Source organism: Streptomyces sp. NPDC057474 (assembly GCF_042802555.1).
Lineage (GTDB): Bacteria > Actinomycetota > Actinomycetes > Streptomycetales > Streptomycetaceae > Streptomyces.
Map to the genome: position 1 here is coordinate 23,463 of NZ_JBHVDX010000006.1, position 19,521 is coordinate 42,983.

A 19,521-nucleotide genomic window follows, 5' to 3' on the forward strand; every position below is an offset into this window, starting at 1 on the left:
CCCCACGGCTTTCCGGTTCTAGCGTGCTGGCCGAAGCGCTGCGGGCATATCACGCCGCGTATCACGCACAACACGCCGCGACACGTCGCGACACATCGCAAAACCCAATACACCGCAACACACCGCAACACATCGGGAGATCCACATGTCCGACATCTCCGAGCCGATCCGGCCGGTCCTGGAGCCGGCGGCCGCCGCCTTCGCGGACGCCACCGCCAACCCGCCCTTCCTCTTCGAACTGCCGCCCGCCGAGGGGCGGAAGGCGGTCGACGAGGTGCAGTCCGGCGAGATCGAGAAGCCGGAGATCGACGAGGAGTGGATCACCGTCTCGGGCGGTCCGACGGGCAGTGTCCGGGCGCGGATCGTGAAGCCCGCCGGTGCCGAGGGCGTCCTGCCGGTGATTCTCTACATCCACGGCGCGGGCTGGGTGTTCGGCAACGCGCACACCCACGACCGGCTGGTGCGCGAGCTGGCCGTCGGCGCGAACGCCGCGGTGGTGTTCCCCGAGTACGACCTCTCCCCCGAGGCCCGCTACCCGGTCGCCATCGAGCAGAACTACGCGGTCGCGAAGTGGGTCGTCGAGCAGGGCGCGTCCAAGGACCTGGACGGTGCCCGGCTGGCCGTGGCCGGTGACTCGGTCGGCGGCAACATGACCGCCGCGCTGACCCTGATGGCCAAGCAGCGCGGTGACGTCCCGTTGGTGCAGCAGGTGCTGTTCTACCCGGTGACGGACGCGAACTTCGACACCGGCTCCTACCACCAGTTCGCCACCGGCTACTTCCTGCGCCGCGACGGCATGCAGTGGTTCTGGGACCAGTACACGACCGACGAGGCCGAGCGCGCCCAGATCACCGCGTCCCCGCTGCGGGCGAGCGTCGAGCAGCTCAAGGACCTGCCCCCGGCCCTGGTCATCACCGGCGAGGCCGACGTCCTGCGCGACGAGGGCGAGGCGTACGCCAACAAGCTGCGCGAGGCGGGCGTGCCGGTCACCGCCGTGCGCTTCCAGGGCATCATCCACGACTTCGTCATGCTCAACGCCCTGCGCGGGACGCACGCCGCCGAGGCCGCGATCACGCTGGCCACGGGCACCCTGCGTACCGCCCTGCACGGCAGCTGACCCACCCCGCCCCTGAGAGACCCACGGTCGCCGGCCGCACCCGGCACCGATAAGGAGAACCCGACCATGTCCGCCACTCCCACCGTCCTCCTCGTGCACGGCGCCTTCGCCGACGCGTCCAGCTGGGCCGGCGTCATCGAGGAACTGCGCAGCCAGGACATCCCCGTCCGCGCGCTGCCGAACCCGCTGCGCGGCCTGGCCTCCGACGCCGCGTACGTCGCCTCCGCGGCGGCCCAGATCGACGGCCCGGTCGTCCTCGTCGGCCACTCCTACGGCGGCGCGATCATCACCGTGGCCGGCGCCGCCGAGAACGTCGTCGGCCTGGTCTACGTGGCCGCGTACATCCCCGAACAGGGCGAGAACCTGGGCGAGTTGCAGGGCCGTTTCCCGCTGGCCCCGCTCGTCGCCAACCTCGACGAGTGGACGTACCCCGTCGAAGGCGCCGACCCCGCCGTGGAGGTCACGATCAAGCAGGACGCCTTCCCCGGCATCTTCGCCGCCGATGTCCCGGCCGAGGTCACCAGAATCCTCGCCGTCTCCCAACGACCCCTGTCCGCCTCGGTGTTCACCGAGCGGACCGCGACCGCCGCCTGGCAGACCAAGCCCTCCTGGGCCGTCGTCGCCGACGCCGACGAGGCCATCAACCCCGACGTCCAGCGCTTCGGCGCCAAGCGTGCCGGCGCCACCGTCACCGAGATCGAGGGCGCCTCCCACGCCGTGGCGGTCTCCCGCCCCCAGGAGGTCGCGGCAGTGATCCGCGACGCGGTACGAGCAACGAACTGACGAACTGACGTACTGACCAACTGACGAACCGACAAAGAAGCGGCTCCGCCTGATGTCCTTCCGTCACCGGGCGGGGCCGCGCCCCTTCAGGGGCGCGGGGTTGTATCGATCTGCGGCTCCGCCGCGTGGGCGCGACCGGCCACAACCGACCCCGCAGTCGCCATACACCCCAACCCCGTACGGCGGCCCAGGCGCACAACCCCGAGCCGCCGGAGCACAGCACATACCTCCGCACGCCCCCATGAATACGCCGTGCGCCCCAGGAAACGGGTAGTTCCCGCCAAACCCCTCGTCTGACGGCCGACGCGCTGCCACTCTGTTGCCGTCGGCACAGGGAGCGGGGGGACCGGTCCCGACACCGGCATCGGGGGAACGCATGTCATCATCACGCACGGGGTCGACTCTGCTCATTTCCAGGCCACTTGGCTTCTTACGTCCGGCGGGCCGCCACCCGGCGGGGTGACCGGGATGCCGAGCCCACAGGACCCCACCGCATCGCACGACCAGGTGTTCGCCAGGGTCGCCCGCGAAATCGACGCGGCCGACGCGGTCGCGGAGAACCTGCGCGCCGTAGTGACCGCCGCGCGCGCCCGGATGGGGCAGCCGATGCGCGTGGCCGTCGCCGGGCAGATCAAGCGCGGCAAGTCGACGCTGGTGAACGCGCTGCTGGGCGAAGAGGTGTCGGACACCGGACAGTTGGAGCTGACGTTCAACGTCTGCGAGTTCCACCATGCCGAACGCCCCCGCCTGCTCGTCCACTTCAAGGACGGCCGGGCACCCGAGGAGTGGCGCCCGGAGGCGCTGTCCCGGCTGACCGTGCGCTCCCCGGACGGGCTGAGTCTGCTGCGTTCGGTACGCAAGGTGGAGATGGGCCGGCCGAGCCCGCTGCTGCGCCGCTTCCGGCTGGTGGACACACCGGGCCTGGGCAGTGTGCACGGCACCGACGCCGAGAACACCCTCGCCTTCCTGGGCATCGACGATCCCGCCGAGCGGGAGGAGGCGGCCCGGGTCCTCGCGGAGCTGGGCCAGGACGCCCGTTCCGTGCACGCGGAGAGCGCCGCCGAGATGGACCGGGCGGACGCGGTCGTCTTCGTGTTCAGCCGCGGCCTGGGCCGGGCCGACCAGCAGGCGGTGGAGTCCTTCGCCGGGTCGTACGGCGAGGTGGTCAGCCCGCTGAAGGCGTTCGGGGTGCTCTCCCGCAGCGACCAGTACTGGCCACCCGTGGGCGAGACCGGCCGGGACGGCATGCCGCTGGACCCGTCCGACTACCACGCCTACGACCCCATGGCCACGGCCCGCCGCATCGCCGACTCCTACCTCGAACGCCCCCTGGTCCGGCGGGTGTTCCGCACGGTCGTGCCCGTCGCCGGCCTGCTCGGGGTGGGCGCGCAGTGCCTGCCGGGCGACGGCTTCGGGCCGCTCGCCGACCTGGCGAAGGTGGAGCCCCGGCTGCTGACCGAACGGATGGAGGACGTCCACCTGTTCTGCGTACGCGACTACCCGGACCTGCCCGTTCCGCCGGATGTGCGTGCCGCGCTGGTGGGCCGGCTGGGGGCGTGGGGCGTGTTCCTGGCCTGCGGTTACCTCCGGCAGGGGCTGGCCGAGGCGGAGGTGCGCCGACGGTTGCTGGAACACAGCGGGGTGACCGAACTGCGCGGCCTGGTGCTGCGGCACTTCGGCAACCGGGCCGCGCTGATCAAACTGGATCACGGGCAGCGCGAGATCGCCGACGAGGTGGCCCGGCTGCGCGCCACGGCACAGCGGGCGGGCCGACGGCCACCGCCGGTGGCGGACCGGATCGCCGGCCTGCTGGAGAGCTCGCGGGTCAGCGACCCCGGCCCGTCCGAACTCGCCGCGCTGGGCGCCCACTACCGCGGCCGGCTGAACCTGACCGCCCAGGAGGAGGCCCAGCTCCTCGCCGTCACCGGAGAGCGGGGCACCGGCTGCGCGGCCCGGCTCGCCCTGCCGCCGGACACCCCGGTCGGTGTCCTGCTGACCACGGCCCGCGAACGCGCCGCCCACTGGGCCGCCCGCGCCGGGGACCCGCTGCTCGACCGACCCACGCTCATGGTCGCGCGGGTGGTGCTGCGGTCGTACGAACGCGTGGCTGATCTCGTCGACCGGGCGCGCGTCCTGCTGTACGGGGACGACGACGAACCGGTCGGGCGCAACGGTGAGAGGAGTGCCCCATGAGCTGGGATCCGTACGACCCGGGTGCCGAACCGGACCTCGATCCGGGACCGGCCCCCCATGCCGTCGAGGACCCGACGGCACTGTGGGACCCCGGCACCGTCGACCCGACGGCACTGCCGGACGCCACCGATCCGTACGCCGACCCGACAGACCCGACGGACCCGACAGACCCGTACGCCGTACCGGGCCTCGACCCGGGCCTCGACCCGGACGGCGCTCCGGCCGACGACGGCATCCCCGATCTGCCGAACTTCGACCCCGCGCAGAGCGATCCCGGCGCCGTCCTCGGCAATCCCGGCGAGGCCATGGACCTGTGGCAGGAGCAGGCCGGCCAGAACGCCTGCGCGATCAGCGCCCAGGGCATGGTCCTGGAGTATCTGACGGGGGAGCGCGTCAGCGAGGAGCAGCTCACCGAGGAGGCGGCGAGCAGGGAGTGGTACGACGGGACCGGCACCCGGCCCGAACACGTGGGGAGTCTGCTCGAACTCCACGGCGTCCCGGTGCAGCAGGTGGAGGGCGCGTCCCTGGAGCAGTTGGAAGGGGTGCTCGCGGACGGCGGTGCCGCGATCGTCGGCCTGGACGCGCAGGAGATCTGGGCGCCGGGGCACGACCCGGACGACGACGCGCTCGGTGACGCGCCGGGCATCCCGGGCCAGGACGCCAACCACGCCGTCTGGGTCACCGGCATCGACAACAGCGACCCCGCCCACCCCATGGTGATCCTCAACGACTCCGGGCACCCCGACGGACAGGGCCTGGAGGTGCCGTTGGACGAGTTCATGGGCGCCTGGCAGGACTCCGGCAACCTCCTCGTCGCCGCGGGCACGCAACGGGGGGTGTGACCATGACGGCGGAGAACGTCGAGCGGGTGGGCGGCCCACCCGAGGAGCCGACCACACTCGCCGCGCGGTGCGCGGACTGGCTCATGGCGGAACGGGACCGCATCGAGCGGGAGGTGCGGGCGGAGTACGAGCGGTCGACGGCCGACGCCGCCGGACCGCCGGAGCCGCCGGAGCCGCCGAAGCCGCCGCAGCCGCCGAAGCCGGATGCGGCCGTGCCCGCCCCCGCGCCGGCGGTCGCGGCCCCGCTCATCCGACTGTTGGACCGGGTCGCCGAACTGCCGTCGTCGGCTGCGGCCGCCGGATCCGCCGGATCCGCCGAAGGCCACCCGCGTGACCCGGTGCTGGACTGGGTGCGCCGCAGCGTGCTGGCCGCGCTGACCGCGTCCGGTGTCACCCCGGTCGAGGACTCCGGTCCGGTGGATCCCACCCGGCACAACGTGGTCGCCACCCGCGCCGACCCGTCGGGCCTGCGCTGCGGCGCCATCGCGGAGACGGTACGCCCCGGCTATCTCTGGGGCGAGGCCGTACTCCGCCACCAGGAGGTCGTCGCCTTCGTACCGCCGGGGAAACCGGGCCCCGGCGAAACCGCCACCGCGCACGGGATCGACGAAACCGGCGCCGCGCACAGGATCGACGAGACAGGCGACGCACCCGGAATCGGTGAGACCCGCGACGCGCACAGGTTCGGTGCTACCCACGACGCGCACGGGATCGGTGAAATCCGCGACGCGCCTGAACCCGGCAAAGCCCTCGACGCACCCGGGATCGCCGCGCTCCTCGACCCGTCCGGATCCGGCGGTACCCGCAGCGCGCCCCACCCCGGCGACGACACCCCCCACGCACCCCGCCCCGGCGGCGAGATCCGCGACGCACCCGGCCCCGGCGAGGAAGGCGGCCCCTCCCATGACTCATCCCTCGACTCGCCCCACGACGCCTCCCATGAAGACCTCCGCTGACCCGGCGGCGGCACCGCGCTCCGAGATCCTGTGCCGGGAGCTGCGCCGCTCGCCGGTCTTCCACCGGCTCGTCCCCATGGAGTCGGGGATCGGCTGGCCACTGCCCGTGCCGGTGGTGCAGGACGGAGCACCGCGGGTCTACGTACGGCTTCCGCTGTTCGTCATGCGGCCCGACCCGGCCGGGGGCGCCGACCTGTTCCCACCGTTCGCCACGGCGACGCTGGACTGGTCGACGCAGCGGCTGGTCGAGTACACGGATCTGCGTTTCAAGGAGCCGCACCGCTCCCGCACGGAGTGGTCCCAGCCGGTCGGCCGGTTCCCCCACCCGGCCGTGGAGGGGCTGACGACCAACGCCTACCGGGGCCTTCGGGCCCAACTGTTCGCCCTCTACGACGAGTTGTTCGACGAACTTTCGGTCGGACGGCAGCCGGGCGGCGGCTGGGCCGAGGAGTTCGGCGGTCTGCTGTCCCAACTGCTGGAACCCGCCCTCGTCCCCCACTACCGGCAGCTCGCCCCCAGGTTCCTGGGCCGGCACCTGTCCGACCCGCACCTGCCCGACGAAAGGTGAACCATCATGCCGGACAACGTCTTCAGCCGTCTGCGCTCGGACGTCCTGGCCGCCTTCCCCAAGCTCGCCCACCAGCTCGCCGAGGAACTCGGCCCCCGTCAGCGGGAGTTGCTCGACCAGTCCCGGGCCAGGCTGGCGCAGGGCACCTGCCACGTCGTGGTCGGCGGTGAGTTCAAGCGGGGCAAGTCCATGCTCCTCAACGCCCTGGTGGAACGGCCCGGCCTGTTCCCCGTGGATGTCGACGTGGCGACCTGTGTGGTGTGCACCCTCGGCTGGGGCCCGCGCGAACAGGCCGTGGTGCACCTCGGCGACCCGCAGGCCGGAGGCGGCGGCGCCACCCGCCAGGTCACGATCGGCCTCGACCGGTTGGCCGAGTACGTCACCGAGCAGGGCAACCCGCGCAACCACAAACGGGTCCAACTCGTCGAGATCCAGGCCCCGATGCCCCAGCTGGAGACCGGCCTCGTCCTCATCGACACCCCCGGCGTAGGCAGCGTGAACCCCGAACACACCACCGCCACACGGGCGTTCCTGGAACGTGCCGACGGCCTGGTGTTCGTGTGCGACGCCATCGAACCGCTCGCCACCTATGAACTCGACTTCCTCGGCGAGGCGTTGGAGAAGTGCGAGGTGGTCATCACGGTCGTCACCAAGACCGACAAGGTCGCCGACCCTTCGCCCGTGGTCGCCGGGGCCCGCGAGAAGATCGCCGCCCGCACCGGCCGCCCCGCCGACCGGCTGGTCGTCGTCCCCGTCTCCTCCTTCCGCAAGCACAAATGGCTCCGGGACCGCACGGACGACCGGCTGCTCGCCGACTCCGGCTTCCCCCAGCTGGACCACGCCCTGTGGGAGGGGCTCGCCACGACCAGCGGCGCCGTCCAGCTGCGCCGCGCCCTGGACGCCCTCGGCGACGCCGTCGCCACTGCCGGCTCCCCCGTGGTCAACGAACTCGCGGCCCTGGAGTCGGACGAGTCCCTGGAGCGGATCCGGCGAGAGGTGGGCGAGACCAGCACAAGGCTGAAGCGACTCTCCACGGGCAGCGCCGAATGGCGTACGGAGCTGCGGCAGCGCTTCGAGCATGACACCCGCGCGGCGCGTACGGGACTCCAGAACGCGTTCACCTCGGCGCTGCGCGCCTACCAGGAGAAGGTGAACGCGGGAGCCGATCCGGGAGCCGACGAGCTGGTCGGCCAGGTCGCCGCCGACATGCTCAAGGCCCTGACGACCGCCCACGAGCAGCTGGCCGCCACCGCCGTGGCCATCATGGAGGACTTCGCGCGGCGCACCAGCCTCGACCTGACCTCGCCCGAGGTTCCCAAGCCGCCCTTCACTCCCGCCATCTCGGTGCCCACCGTGCCGCTGAACGTGCGGCCGGCCCGGTTCTTCGACCAGCTCCGGGCCAGTTGGTCCACCGGGATGGCGGGGGCGGGCGCGGGCGGCCTTGTCTTCTGCATCGACCCCTTCATCGCCGGCCCCGCCGCCGCGGTGGGCATGGGCACCATGGGCTTCATCCACGGCATACGCAACCACCGCAAGGACCTCCGTGAGCGCGCCGAGCGGGAACGCGACGCCCGGATGCAGCAGCTGATCACCCAGGAGATAGCCGAGAGCCGCCGCCTCGCCACCGAGTCCTTCAACCAGGCCCACGGAGACATCGCCCAGGCTCTCATCGCCGAACTCAACGCCCAGCTCGCCGCACAGCAGGAATCCCTCGCCGAGTCCGGCCGCAGGCTCCAGGCCGCCACGGGTCAGACCAAGACGGAACTCGCCAGGCGCCGGGGCGAACTGCTGGCCCGTCAGCAGGCCTACCGACAACTGCAGAACGAACTGGACCGGCTGCGGGGGCGGGTGGACCGGGTGACCATGCCCCAGCCGCGGGGATCCGCGTCCACAGGGGGACGCGGACGACGACAGCAGGCCAGGAACACCGACGCCACGGGGGCGGCGGCGTCACCATCGCCCGGCGGAGGCAACTCGGCTGCCGACTCCGGGGGTTCGGGGATCCTGGCCGGTGCGGGGACTCCGGCGGGTTCAGCAGGTTCACGAGGTTCAACCGGCTCGGCCCGCTCGGCCGCGAAAGACATCGCGTTCGGTGTCGCCGCGGAGGTCGCCGTGGGCGCGGCTTTCACGCATGCCGGCTCCGCCGTCATGGCCAAGGACCCCACGCCTCTCGACGCCACACCCGCCGCCTCCTCCTCGTCCGACCACGCGCCGACGGTCGCCGCGCCGGGCATCGACACCCCGGTGGTCGACACCACGGCCCCGGCCGGCGGCGCTCCGCAGGACACCGCCGCGTTCATCCCCGTCACGCCCTCCCCCGTCACGCCCTCCCCCGTCACACCCTCCCTCGTCACGCCTCGCGCCGACGACATCGGCACCGGCCTGGACACGGCTTCCGCGCCTGATATCGGCTCCACGTTCGATCCCGACCAGTTCGACACGCCATGAGCGGCACCGGCGACCGGACGCACGGCGGCGACCGTACGGGCCCGGTCTACGGGATCGACTTCGGCACATGGACGTCTGCGCTGGTCGTCCTGCGGCCGGACCATCCGCCCCTGCCGGTGCGCGACCCGGTGAGCCCGTTCGGGGCCACGTCGGTGCGCAGCGCGGTGTGTCTGCTGCCGGACGGCTCGATGGTGGTGGGCCAGGCGGCGCAGAACTCGCGGTTGCAGCGTCCGGAACGGTTCCGGGCGGAGTTCAAGCGCGAGTTCGGCGAGCCGATTCCACACCGGCTGGGCGAACGCCGGTTCACCACAGAGCAGTTGACGACGGAAGTGCTGGGTTTCCTGGTCGAGCAGGCGCGGAAAGCCGTCAGTGCGGCCCCCTCCCGCGTGGTGATCACCGTCCCGGCGACCTGGGAGGGCAACCGGCGCGAGCTGATGCTCACCGCCGCCGGGGCCGCGGGGCTGCCGCCGGAGATCGTCGAGGTGCAGAGCGAACCCGTGGCGGCCACCGTCTACGCCCTGCACGACCACGGGATGGACCGTGATCGCACGGTACTCGTCTACGACCTCGGCGGCGGCACGTTCGACCTCGCGGTGGCCCAGGGGAGCAAGGACGGCTACACGGTCCTCGGCTCCCCCGGCGGCCTGTCCGACGTGGGCGGACTCGCCATCGACCAGGCCGTACTGAACCTCGTACGAGAGCGCTGCCCGGAAGCGGTGGACCGGCTGCGGCAGGCCGCCGCGAACCCCGACGATCCGGCGGCGCTGCGCCGGGGGATCCTGCTCGCCGAGGCGTGTACCACCTTCAAGCAGCAGTTGTCCGTCTCCGCCGAGCACTCCGACCTGCTGACCATGCTGGACCCGCCCACCGAGGTCACTCTGACCAGCGCCGACCTGCGGAACGCCATACGGCCGCTGCTGTCGGAGACCGTCGAGGAGTGCGAACGTGTGCTCCGGGCCCATGGGTTGGACTGGGGCGACCTCGACCTGATCGTCCCGGTGGGCGGCAGCTCCCGGCTCCCCATGGTCGGCGAACTACTGTTCGAACGCTCGGGCCGAACGGTGCTCACCGTCTCCGAACCCGAACTCGCGGTCGCGACCGGGGCTGCGTGGCTCGCGTGGGGCGCGGGCCCACCGCCGAGGCATGTACCACCGCCGCGGACGACGTGCTCGACGACCCCGCCCGTGTCGCCCGTGTCGCCCGTGTCGCTCGTCGACTCGCCGCCCGCCCCGCCACGGCCCCTGCCGCTCAAGGTCACCACGTTACTGGAAGCCGGTCTGACCGATCGGCTGGTGAAGGAGGCGATGCGGTATGGCAGGGACTGACCCGTCCGCGGAGCAGGCCGTCGAACTGACCGTCCACTGGCGGCGGTTGGTGAACGACTGGGTGACGCGCCAGCACCGCCCGTTCGAGGCGGACGCGTCCTCGGTCGGCCTGGAGTTCGAGCACCCCGAGGCCGAGCGGCGGATCCAGCTCGGCTTCACCACGACGAGCACCGAGATGCTGCTGGTGATGGTCACCGACGACCGCTATCTGAAGGACGACCAACTGGCCCTGGCGGCCGCCGCCGCGAACGCCTGGAACATCGAACAGCTCGCCCCGACCCTGTCCATCTGCAACCTCGCCGGCGAACAGCCCCCTTATCTGATGGGCTTCCGCACCCTGCCCCTGGCCTGCCGGGTGACCCGGACCGCGTTCCGCGGCATGGCCGATCAGTGGCTCAGGGAGTCCCGGGACCTCTTCACCTGGTGCCACCGGGAGTGCCGGCTGTGAGTGGCACGATGGCGAGGGCACTACCGCAGCGGCGGCGCCGACACCGTCCGGATCCAGGCGACGGAGGAGAAGTTCTTCGCCTCGATCCGCACCTCCGCGCGCCGGAAGCCCTCCGCCGACAGCCCCTCGTAGCCGCTGGCCGCCACCAGATCCTGGTAGAGCGGGTCGGAGAAGGCGGCCACCAGGTGCACCTCCGGTGAGTCGGCGAGGGTCCGGCGGACGGGCGCCGAGTCGAGCACCCGGAAGAGCGCCACGACGGCGGAGCCCGCGTAGCCGCTGTCCGCCTCGTGGACGATGCCCTGGTGCAGACTCGCCCGCATACGGACGGGCGCGAAGGCGTTGCCTGCGGCCAGGCCGGCCGCCAGCCCGTCGAGCAGCGCGGGCACCACCCTGGACTCGTCGATCCCCGGTTCCAGCACGAGCAGATAGCCGTCCCCCTGCGCCTGACGCCCACAACGCTCCCACCCGACCCCGGCCCGCGCACACGCCGACCGCAGCGTCCGCAGCAGCACCCGCTGCAGCCGGACCATGTCCGCGTTGTCCCGCGCGCTGTACTTCTCGATGTCGACGGCGAGGCACAACCTCCGCACCCCGGGCGGCAGTTCGTGTTCCTCGCCGCCCGGCACGTCCGTCGTCGAGGCGCCGCCGTACGCGGACGCGCCATCGGCACCCACCGGCACGCCGTCGGCATACGGCGGCGAGCTGTCGGGCGGCGAGCTGTCGGCGTACCCCGCCAGCGCCCAGGCGCCGGGGAGGGCGGCGTCGTACGCGGGCGGCGTCGCGGCGAGCCATGTCTCGTCGGTGCGGAGCCGGAACGGGGTGTCGTACGGGGTCGTCGCCTCCCTGCGGCGGAAGGCCCCGCCGAGCACGGGCTGCACGGTCACCGTCTCCAGGCTCAACCGGCCCGACACCTCCACGGCGTCGGCGGGCAGCCGTACGACGGCCTGCGCCCAGCGCCCGTCGGGCCGCAGCGCACCGCTCCGGCCCGGCGCCCGGAACGTCCAGCGGAGCCGGTCCCGCCCCAGCCCGAACGCGGCGACCTCCGCGCCGTCCCCGGCCGTGGTGCCGGGCGCCGGATGGAGGGCGAGCGCATGCGGGCCGTCGTCGAACCGGACGGCGAGGGTGACCTGTCGGTAGGCGCGGCCGTACGGCAGCTCCTCCAGGTCGAAGGGGAAGCACAGGAGGACGTCGCGGTGGGGCCGCGTGGGCGGCGTACCGCCGTCGGCCGGCACGGGCAGGGCGTAACCGAGCGGGCGGCCCAAGGAGACCCCGCCGAGCCGGTCGGGCGGTGGCCTCTCGCCGTCGGGCCCCTTGGGAATCGAGTCGTCGAGGGCGAGGAGGTCGGGTGTCGCCAGTACGTCGTCCAGGCCGTCGGCGACGGCCGCGTCATCGGAGGTGACCGCAGACTCCGGCCCACCGCGGGCCCTCGTGTCCGTCGCGTCCCCCGTGCCGGTCGTCCCCTCGCCGTACTCGGTGTACCGCCCGCCCCTCGCGCCTTCGTCCCTCGACCTGCCGTCGCCCTCCACCATGCCTCTGATCCCCCTCAAGTACGCGATGACCGCCGTCCGTTGACAGCTCGGCGCGGCAAGCCCGGCCCATACCCGACCCTCCTTCGCCGCTCCCTTACGCCGACCCCTCCGACACCGCCCCTCCTACCGCCCGCTCGCCTGAGCCAGCCGTGCCGCATGGCGCAGGCCCGCCTCGGACAGGACGGTCACGCGGCTGTAGCCGACCTGGATGAGGCGCATGTCGGCGAGTTCGCCGAGGACGTGGTGGACGCGGCGGGACTTGGCGCCGACCAGCCCTGCGAGTTCGGCCTGGGTGAGCCGGGGGCCGATCAGGAGGCCGTCGCGGCTCGGCTGCCCGTAGTCCTCGACGAGGTCCACGAGAACGCGGGCGACGCGCGTGGCCACCGGGCAGCCGCTGAAGTCGCCCCGCCGCCGTACCGACCAGCGGTTCTTGCGCACGAGCATGCGGCTCACCGCGAGGGCCGTGGCCGGATGCCGGTCGAGGAGGCCCAGGAAGTCCTGCTGGGCGACACGCCGGGCCGTGACCCCGCCGGCCGCGGTGACCGTGGCCGACCTGGGCCGGTTGTCGAAGGCCGCGAACTCCCCCACCAGATCCCCGCCGATCCGCACGGCGAGCAGGGCGGTGTCGTCCTGCTCCGTGAGGGCGGTGACCTTGGTGATCCCGGTCAGCAGCAACAGCACGAAGGTCTCGTGCCGCCCCTCGGAGAGAAGGATCTCGCCCGCTTCGTACGAGCGCGGGGTCCCCGCCGAGAGCAGTGCCGCCGTAGCCTCCGGGGCTCCGGACAGCTCCGCCAGGAACGTGCCGTGCGGCCACCGGTCCATGACGTCCGCGCCTCGCCTCCATGGCTTCCCCGTACGCCTGCGCTGTCCAGCATGGTATCCACCGATCAGCACCCAAATACCCTGTCATCTCAAGCCAGTTGACGGAGTGGGACATGGGTCCCCGGTGGTCGAGGTCGCCGGCGACCGTGGCGAACTCGGCTGCCGAATTCCGCACTGCTGCGGGGAAGCGGTCGCGCTGCGGCGCGCATGCTGTGATGCGCAGGGGGACACGCGGGACCCGGCCGGATGTACGCGGCCGGGTCCCGTGTGCTTTCCCGGCCCGGATCCCGACCCGGATCGCGGCCCGGATTCGCGGCCCGGTTTCGCGGCCCGGTTCGCGGCTCGGTTCGCGGCTCGGTTCGCGGCTCGGTTTCGCGGCCCGGTTTCGCGGCCCGGTTTCGCGGCCCGTGGCGGGGGTGGCGGGGTCATGCGTCGGCCTCCCGCTCGGGGTACGCGTCGGCGTGCACGGTCCACACCCGGTGGTGGAACTCCTCGCCCCCGATGGGCCGTTGGTCGCGTACGCCGTCCCAGACCTCGCGGAGCAGCGCGTCCAGGGCCGGGTCGGCGCCGCCGCGCGAGGCCCGCTCACGAGCCTCGGGCGAGGCGAGTCCGCCGAGGTCCATCGGCCGGTCGCCCACGAGGACGTGCACGGTCTCCGGCCGTGGTCCCCGCCGTGGTACGTCGCCGGGCCAGTAGATCTCTACCGGCTGTGTGACGCGAGTGCCGCGGTGCGCCGCGCCCTGCGGTTCGACCCGGACACCGCTGGGCTGGTCGGCTGTGACGAGGGTGACGCGGCCGCTCAGCCCCACGCCGATCACCCAGAAGTACAGCGGGTCACCGGAGTGGTTGGCCACGACGACCCGATAACGGTCACCGTCGTACAGCCGTACTCCCTCCCGCTTCAACGGCCGCCAGGCGTCGGCGCCGGCCGGGTTCTCGATCTCGAACCGGACCTCCGACGCGGCGGTGAGCCGGCCCGCCCCTCGCGGATCGGCGAGCCGCCGCACCCGCTCTCCCCGGGCCAGTTCCTCCAACAGCGAGGCCAGCCAGGCCGGTTCGGGCCGGACGGAGTCGCCGACCGGATCGACGACGGCATGGGCGGCGGACGGCTCGCCGAGCGGATCGTCGAGCCGATCGCCGACGCCCTGGACGGGTGGTTCGCCGAGCCGCTCCCGGAAGGGGCCCCCGTCGCGGTCCAGCACCTCGGCCTCGCCGTTCCGTACACGTACGGTCGCGAAGGCGTCCTGGACGTGCGCCGTCTCGGCGAGTCGCGGGCAGCCCTCCAGTTCCTTGCGCAGGGCGTCGGCGTAGGGACCGTCGGCGTCGATGAACACGTTGCGGCGGTCGTGTACGTCGACCGGGAGCACGTACGAACCGGGCGGCAGCTCCGCCGTACGCAGGTCGGCCCCGGACGGGCCACCGGCGCCCGGCACGGCCCGGAGAACCGCGTCCCCCGCCCGCAGCGCGTCCACGACCGCCGGTACGCCGAGCTCCGGCGCGGGTTCCCGTGGAGGGCCGCCGGGGGAAGCGCCGGGGAAGCGCAGGGACACCGTGTCCCCTCGCCCCAGCCCGAACACGGAACCGCCCGGGACGACGAACCGTCCGTCGCGCCGCAGCAGCGGCAGCCGTTCCGGCGCGGGCGGTTCCTCCAGGGAGAAGGGGAGCCGCCCGACCGGGCCGCCGGCGTCGGGCCACTGCCGAACCTGCCGCTGCTTGACCAGGTCACGGATACGGGTGATCAGGACCGACCACGGCAGTTCCTGGCCCCGCCGCGTGCCGAGCGCCTCCGCGAGGGCGGCGGTGAACACGCCCTGCCGGCCCGCCCCGGGGCGCAGTTCGGCCTCGTACGCGGAACCGTGCTGCTGGCACGCCGTCAGCCGTACGACGCCGGGGACCAGCGGGTCGCGGGAGCCGGACAGGGCCCGCAGCCGGGCGAACCCCGCGTCCCACACGTTCCGTTCCAGCACCACCTCCACCGACCGCAGCGCCGACCGCCCCGCCTCGTACGCGGCCTCCCGGACGGCCCCGCTGGAGTGGCAGGCGTCGAGGACGACGGTGACGTTGGAGGTCTTCTCGGTGAGGGCACGGACGGCGGAGGTGAGTTCCTCGGCCAGATAGCCGCGGAAGTCCGTGGCCGTGCCGTCCGCCATGTCGACGGGCACCAGGCACTGCAGATCCCCCAGGAGCGCCCCGTGTCCGGAGTAGTAGACGACGAGACCGTCACCGGGGTCGGCATCGGCGTGGAGCCCGCGCAGCGCCTCCTTGATGCCCGCGTAGTCGGCCCGGCCCCCGGTGCGGACCCGGATGTCGGTGAAGTCGTGCCCGGCGAGCAGCTCGCCCATCAGCTCCACATCGGTGTGCACCCCGGTCAGGCCGTAGGTCTCGGCACCGATCAGCACCGCTCGCAGCGTCATCGCACATCCCTGACTGTGATGCTCATACGTCTCATGTCCCCATGTGTGATGTCCCTGCATGTCATGTCGCTATGTGTCATGTCGCTATGTGTCATACCCCTACGTGGATGAACGGCGCCCAGTGGTACGGGTGCCGGTGGTGTGCCTCGCCGCGGCCGTGGCCCAGCGGTGCGCTGTCCCGGGACCGTGGTGGGGCGTGGGCGCGGACGGCCGGACCCGGCCGGACTCCGGCCCGGCGGGCGAGTTCACGGAACTCCTCGTACCGTTCGGCGCCGGGCAGGTCGCGCACCTCGCGCTGCGCCCGGGCCAGTGCCGTGCCCAGGGGGACGGCGGGTTCCTTCGCCAGATGCGCGTAGGTGTGGGCGAGGACGAGACAGCCGGTGCTGTCGCTGACCGGCCAGAGGGAGACCACCGCGTGCCGGGCCCCGGTGATCAGGGCGGCCCGGGTCAGCCCCAGGACATCCCCGCCTGCGGTGGCCGTACCTCGACCCGTGTCGCAACCGGACAGCACGAGCAGTTGCGGCCCGTGGGCCACGGCCATCAAATCGGCGAGGCCCAGCACATCGTCACCGGCGAGGGGCAACCGGCTGCGGTTGGGGGCGAGTTCGTCGACCAGCCCGTGGGTCGCGAGGTGCAGCACCCCGCACCCGCGAGCCGCCGCCAGCACCTCGTCGCGGGTCGCCCCGGCCCCGGTCAGCGCACGGCCACGGGGCAACAGCCGTGCCGCTTCGACAACTTCGGCGGCGGTGCCCGGCAACTCCCGCAAGCCATGGCGGGGGTTGCTCGCGGGAGCGCCGACCAGCAGCGCGTCCAACTCGGTCCAGGGCCGCTCCGGAGGCCCGCCGCGGTGCCGGGTGAGGAGAGAGACCGCCGGGAGGTACGACACGTCGTGGGTGGCGCCGAGAACGTCACCCTCCCAGGGCAAAGCATGGAACGGCAGCAGCGCGAAGGCCGCCGGGGGCACCACGATCACCCGCCGGTGACCGCGAAGCGCCCCGGCGAACGGCCGCAACAGCAGCTCGGCCAGCTCCCGCCCGGCTGCCTCGCGACCGCCACCGTTGACGCCGGCACTGCCGTCATCGCCGCCCCCGCCCCCGGGTCCGGGTCCGGGGAAATCCTGCCGGGCGCACCAGGCGTGGAAGCGGCGGGCCGCGGCCACCGTGGTGTGCGGCCTCCGGGTACGGCGCTCGTGGAGCAGGGTGTCGCGGGTCATGGCCCAGCCGACCAGGACATCGTCGAAGACGTGATAGGTCAGCAGGACGGTGTCGGCGGACAGCGCCTCGGCCACGGCGGCCGCGTCCGGCAACTCGGTGGCGTACGAGGCGGTGAGCGCGGCCGGAGCAAGCCGCCGCACTTCCGACTCAGCGTCGTCGAGGGCTCGTTCCACCTCGCTGATCCGCGCTCGTTCCACCGAGCCGTATCGGCCCCGCCCCCGCTCCGTCTCCCCGGCGCCGACCTCCCCGGCGCCGCCCGTCCGCGCCCGCCTCGCCGCGCCGAAGGGGCCGGGCCCCGGCTCTCCCGTCCCCGGCCCCGACCCGGCTGAGGCCGCCCGGCCCCGCAGGGTCGCCGCCCTTTCCTCGAACGTGGCCCCCCAACGGACCTCGGCGGCCAGCCAGTCACGTACCGCCGCGTGGGCGGTCGGCCCGGTGGTCGCCACGTCGAGGGCGTGGACGGCGTCGAGGAATCCGGCGCGACCGCGTTCGGCCTGGTCGAAGGCGGCGGCGACCGCGTCGGGGCGACCGGAGGACAGCAGGGAGAGGACGGCGGCGTGGTGCAGCCCGGCGATGACCGGGTCGTCGGCGGAGGAGGCACGCAGGGCATCGCGGGCGAGCCTGCGGCGGTGTTCCTCGAACGCGCCGAGCCCCTCCCGGGCATGGCCGGCGGCCTCGTCGTAGGCGTGCCGGGCCAGTGCGAGGTCGGCCCGGATCGCGGGGAGTTCCCAGGACTGGTCCTGACCGGGGCCGTCGACACCGATACGCGGCACCTGCCGGGCCGCTCGCTCGGGCTCCCCCAGCCGCAGCCACAGCGCCGCCGCGGCGATGGCGGTGAGCCTCGGCTCGGCCGCCTCCGCCGCGACCACGGCTGCGGCCCGTTCGCCCAGGTCGACCAGCGCGGAGCAGCCCACGACCAGGCGGAACAACTCGTCCGGGATGGCCTCGACCTCCCGCAGGGCCTGCCGCGCGAGACGGTCGGCCTCCTCCATCAGTCCCGCCGAACGGGCACGGCGGGACCGGAAGAACGTCTCCTGCGCCCGACTGGAGACGAGATCCGACCGCAGCATGGCGAGTGCCGTGTCCACCTGATCGCCGCCGGGCAGGTGCCGCGTCCCGACATCGATCGCGCGTTCGATCGACGCCCGCGAGGCGGCCATCAGTTCAGGGTCACGCAGGGCCGACGCCTGGTCGTGGAAGGTCTTGGCGGCCGCGATGACACCCAGACAGTCCGCCAGGGCCGGCGGTTTCCCCCTGCCGACGGACGCGCGGATCGCGTCCGCGTGCTCCTGCTGCTCCAGGTCGGTCAGTACGATCCCGGCCAGCCGGTGCCGGGCCCGCCGGAACATGCCCGCCACCGGCCCGAAACCCACACCCCCAGTGCTTCCGCCGACCTGTTCGGCCCCCTCGGCCTCCCCATCCTTCCCGGCCTCCCCACCCTTCCCGGCCTCTCCGGCCTCTCCGGCCTCTCCGGCCTCTCCGGCCTCTCCGGCCTCTCCGGCCTCTCCGGCCTCTCCGGCCTCTCCGGCCAGGATGCGGGCCAGCAGAACGGCCCGCTTGGCCCTGACGACATCGCCCCGCGCGCTCCAGAACTCCGCCCGCTCGACGACCAGTTGCCGCAGCCCCCGGACCCAGGACGTACTGCCGTCCGTCCGCGCCCACAGCCCCACGGCGTCGGCGCCCCCCGTGCCAAACCCCGCCGCGGACTCCGCGCCGACGGCGATCGCGTCGATCTCCTGATGGACGCGGATGAGCGCGGAGTACGCTCCGTCGCCCGCGGCCAACGCCAACTCCAGGGCCCGGCCGAGGATCTCCTGGCAGGCCGCCGGCCGGCCCCCGAGCCGTTCGGTGTGGGCGAGGCGCAGCAGCGCCGCCGCCCGGCCACGCGCCGAACCGGCGTCCCGGTAGGCGGCGTCGGCCCGCTCGTACTGCGCGGCCGCCCTCGACAGCGCCCGCGCGCCGGGCGGCTCCGAGGCCGGGGCACACTGCTCCGCCGTACCGGGCGGACCCAGCCGCCAGTCCCCGACAAGCAACGCGGCGAAGCCGACCGAGGCCGGACTCCGCGAGGCGCACCTCAGCCCCTGGCGGGCCAGCGGCTCGGCCCCCGGCCGGTCCCCGGCCCGGACGCGGAGGTCGGCGGCCAGCAGCAGGTGATGGGCAAGGGCGTCCTCGTACCCGAAGCCGACGCCCCCGTCGCGCACTTCCCACACCCCGTACGCCCCATTCGATCCGTACGCCCCATTCGATCCGTACGCCTCGTTCGATCCGTACGCCTCGTACAGCGCGTCGAACCACTTCAACGGCTCCCGTACGGCGTCCGAGAGGTCCCACTCGGTCCAGTGGGCGTCGGCCCCGTACCGGACGGACCGCTCCTGTGCGGCACTCGCGCTGCCGCCGTGGCCGATCGTCATCCGGGCGGAGAGGAGAACGGGCAGGTGCCGCCCGGCGAGATGGGCGGCGAGCCGGAGCCGCCGGTCGGCGACGGACGCGACGGCGGCTTCGGTGCCGCCACGCGTGGCGAACAGCGCGGCGACGGCCTCCGACCGGAACGGCACGGTCGAGGTGCCGGGCTGCCAGTTGCCGTCCATGGCCACGGCGGCGGCACGCAGGGCCCGCACGAGCTGGGTCTGATCGTGAGCCCGGGAAGGGGCGATCAAAGCGGCCTCGTCCGGCACCCCCTCGCTCAGCACCGCCGAGGCCCGCTTGGGCTCCCCAGCGGCAAGCGCCGCCGCTGCGACGAGACAGACCCCCAGGACTTCGACGTCGTCCCCTTGACCGCTCCACGCCCCCCGAGCCCGTGGCTCACCTGTGCGGTACGCCCCGGGATCGACCCCCCGCCGCTCCAACAACAGCAGCTCGGTCAAC

Annotated in this window: 13 protein-coding genes; 9 read left to right on the plus strand and 4 right to left on the minus strand. The window is 73.3% G+C overall.

Annotated elements, in window-relative coordinates:
* Positions 1–145: 145 nt before the first annotated feature.
* The 9 genes from ACFU53_RS02700 (at position 146) to ACFU53_RS02740 (ending at position 10,680) form a co-directional block, all read left to right on the plus strand.
* Complete coding sequence (locus ACFU53_RS02700; RefSeq protein ID WP_383985322.1) at positions 146–1,117, plus strand: alpha/beta hydrolase; 972 nt, start codon at positions 146–148, stop codon at positions 1,115–1,117.
* Positions 1,118–1,183: 66 nt separating this feature from the next.
* A complete protein-coding gene (locus ACFU53_RS02705) occupies positions 1,184–1,900 on the plus strand; it encodes an alpha/beta fold hydrolase (protein ID WP_383985324.1) in 717 nt (238 codons plus the stop codon).
* A gap of 468 nt (positions 1,901–2,368) precedes the next feature.
* Entirely contained in the window at positions 2,369–4,093 is a 1,725-nt protein-coding gene (locus ACFU53_RS02710; RefSeq protein WP_383985325.1) for a dynamin family protein, read from the plus strand.
* Complete coding sequence (locus tag ACFU53_RS02715; protein WP_383985327.1) at positions 4,090–4,935, plus strand: C39 family peptidase; 846 nt, start codon at positions 4,090–4,092, stop codon at positions 4,933–4,935. Before ACFU53_RS02710 ends, ACFU53_RS02715 begins: the two co-directional genes overlap by 4 nt.
* Before the next feature lie 2 nt (positions 4,936–4,937).
* Complete coding sequence (locus ACFU53_RS02720) at positions 4,938–5,891, plus strand: hypothetical protein (protein ID WP_383985329.1); 954 nt, start codon at positions 4,938–4,940, stop codon at positions 5,889–5,891.
* A complete protein-coding gene (locus ACFU53_RS02725) occupies positions 5,875–6,459 on the plus strand; it encodes a hypothetical protein (protein WP_383985331.1) in 585 nt (194 codons plus the stop codon). The genes ACFU53_RS02720 and ACFU53_RS02725 overlap by 17 nt, the downstream gene beginning before the upstream one ends.
* A gap of 6 nt (positions 6,460–6,465) precedes the next feature.
* The gene (locus ACFU53_RS02730) at positions 6,466–8,907 is read left to right on the plus strand and encodes a dynamin family protein (protein WP_383985333.1); all 2,442 of its coding nucleotides are present in this window, start codon (positions 6,466–6,468) and stop codon (positions 8,905–8,907) included.
* A complete protein-coding gene (locus ACFU53_RS02735) occupies positions 8,904–10,232 on the plus strand; it encodes an Hsp70 family protein (protein ID WP_383985335.1) in 1,329 nt (442 codons plus the stop codon). The genes ACFU53_RS02730 and ACFU53_RS02735 overlap by 4 nt, the downstream gene beginning before the upstream one ends.
* On the plus strand, positions 10,219–10,680 hold the full coding sequence (locus ACFU53_RS02740; protein WP_383985337.1) for a hypothetical protein: 462 nt from the start codon (positions 10,219–10,221) through the stop codon (positions 10,678–10,680). Before ACFU53_RS02735 ends, ACFU53_RS02740 begins: the two co-directional genes overlap by 14 nt.
* A 20-nt stretch (positions 10,681–10,700) precedes the next feature.
* On the opposite strand, the gene ACFU53_RS02745 is transcribed toward ACFU53_RS02740, so the two are convergent.
* The 4 genes from ACFU53_RS02745 to ACFU53_RS02760 all read right to left on the minus strand — a co-directional run bounded on the left by ACFU53_RS02745 (position 10,701) and on the right by ACFU53_RS02760 (position 19,520).
* Complete coding sequence (locus ACFU53_RS02745) at positions 10,701–12,209, minus strand: hypothetical protein (RefSeq protein WP_383985339.1); 1,509 nt, start codon at positions 12,207–12,209, stop codon at positions 10,701–10,703.
* Positions 12,210–12,332: 123 nt separating this feature from the next.
* Positions 12,333–13,031 carry a Crp/Fnr family transcriptional regulator gene (locus ACFU53_RS02750; RefSeq protein ID WP_383985341.1) on the minus strand — a complete coding sequence of 233 codons (699 nt, stop codon included), beginning with the start codon at positions 13,029–13,031 and terminating at the stop codon, positions 12,333–12,335.
* Between the two features lie 425 nt (positions 13,032–13,456).
* The gene (locus ACFU53_RS02755; RefSeq protein WP_383985343.1) at positions 13,457–15,445 is read right to left on the minus strand and encodes a caspase domain-containing protein; all 1,989 of its coding nucleotides are present in this window, start codon (positions 15,443–15,445) and stop codon (positions 13,457–13,459) included.
* A 91-nt stretch (positions 15,446–15,536) separates the two neighbouring features.
* On the minus strand, positions 15,537–19,520 hold the full coding sequence (locus tag ACFU53_RS02760) for a CHAT domain-containing protein (protein ID WP_383985345.1): 3,984 nt from the start codon (positions 19,518–19,520) through the stop codon (positions 15,537–15,539).
* Position 19,521: the final 1 nt, after the last annotated feature.

What these genes read in the sequence shown, in the direction of transcription:
- ACFU53_RS02700 (WP_383985322.1), top strand. Translation starts at nt 146, where the DNA reads ATGTCCGACATCTCCGAGCCGATCCGGCCGGTCCTGGAGCCGGCGGCC.
- ACFU53_RS02705 (WP_383985324.1), top strand. Translation starts at nt 1,184, where the DNA reads ATGTCCGCCACTCCCACCGTCCTCCTCGTGCACGGCGCCTTCGCCGAC.
- ACFU53_RS02710 (WP_383985325.1), top strand. Translation starts at nt 2,369, where the DNA reads ATGCCGAGCCCACAGGACCCCACCGCATCGCACGACCAGGTGTTCGCC.
- ACFU53_RS02715 (WP_383985327.1), top strand. Translation starts at nt 4,090, where the DNA reads ATGAGCTGGGATCCGTACGACCCGGGTGCCGAACCGGACCTCGATCCG.
- ACFU53_RS02720 (WP_383985329.1), top strand. Translation starts at nt 4,938, where the DNA reads ATGACGGCGGAGAACGTCGAGCGGGTGGGCGGCCCACCCGAGGAGCCG.
- ACFU53_RS02725 (WP_383985331.1), top strand. Translation starts at nt 5,875, where the DNA reads ATGAAGACCTCCGCTGACCCGGCGGCGGCACCGCGCTCCGAGATCCTG.
- ACFU53_RS02730 (WP_383985333.1), top strand. Translation starts at nt 6,466, where the DNA reads ATGCCGGACAACGTCTTCAGCCGTCTGCGCTCGGACGTCCTGGCCGCC.
- ACFU53_RS02735 (WP_383985335.1), top strand. Translation starts at nt 8,904, where the DNA reads ATGAGCGGCACCGGCGACCGGACGCACGGCGGCGACCGTACGGGCCCG.
- ACFU53_RS02740 (WP_383985337.1), top strand. Translation starts at nt 10,219, where the DNA reads ATGGCAGGGACTGACCCGTCCGCGGAGCAGGCCGTCGAACTGACCGTC.
- ACFU53_RS02745 (WP_383985339.1), bottom strand. Translation starts at nt 12,209, where the DNA reads ATGGTGGAGGGCGACGGCAGGTCGAGGGACGAAGGCGCGAGGGGCGGG.
- ACFU53_RS02750 (WP_383985341.1), bottom strand. Translation starts at nt 13,031, where the DNA reads ATGGACCGGTGGCCGCACGGCACGTTCCTGGCGGAGCTGTCCGGAGCC.
- ACFU53_RS02755 (WP_383985343.1), bottom strand. Translation starts at nt 15,445, where the DNA reads ATGACGCTGCGAGCGGTGCTGATCGGTGCCGAGACCTACGGCCTGACC.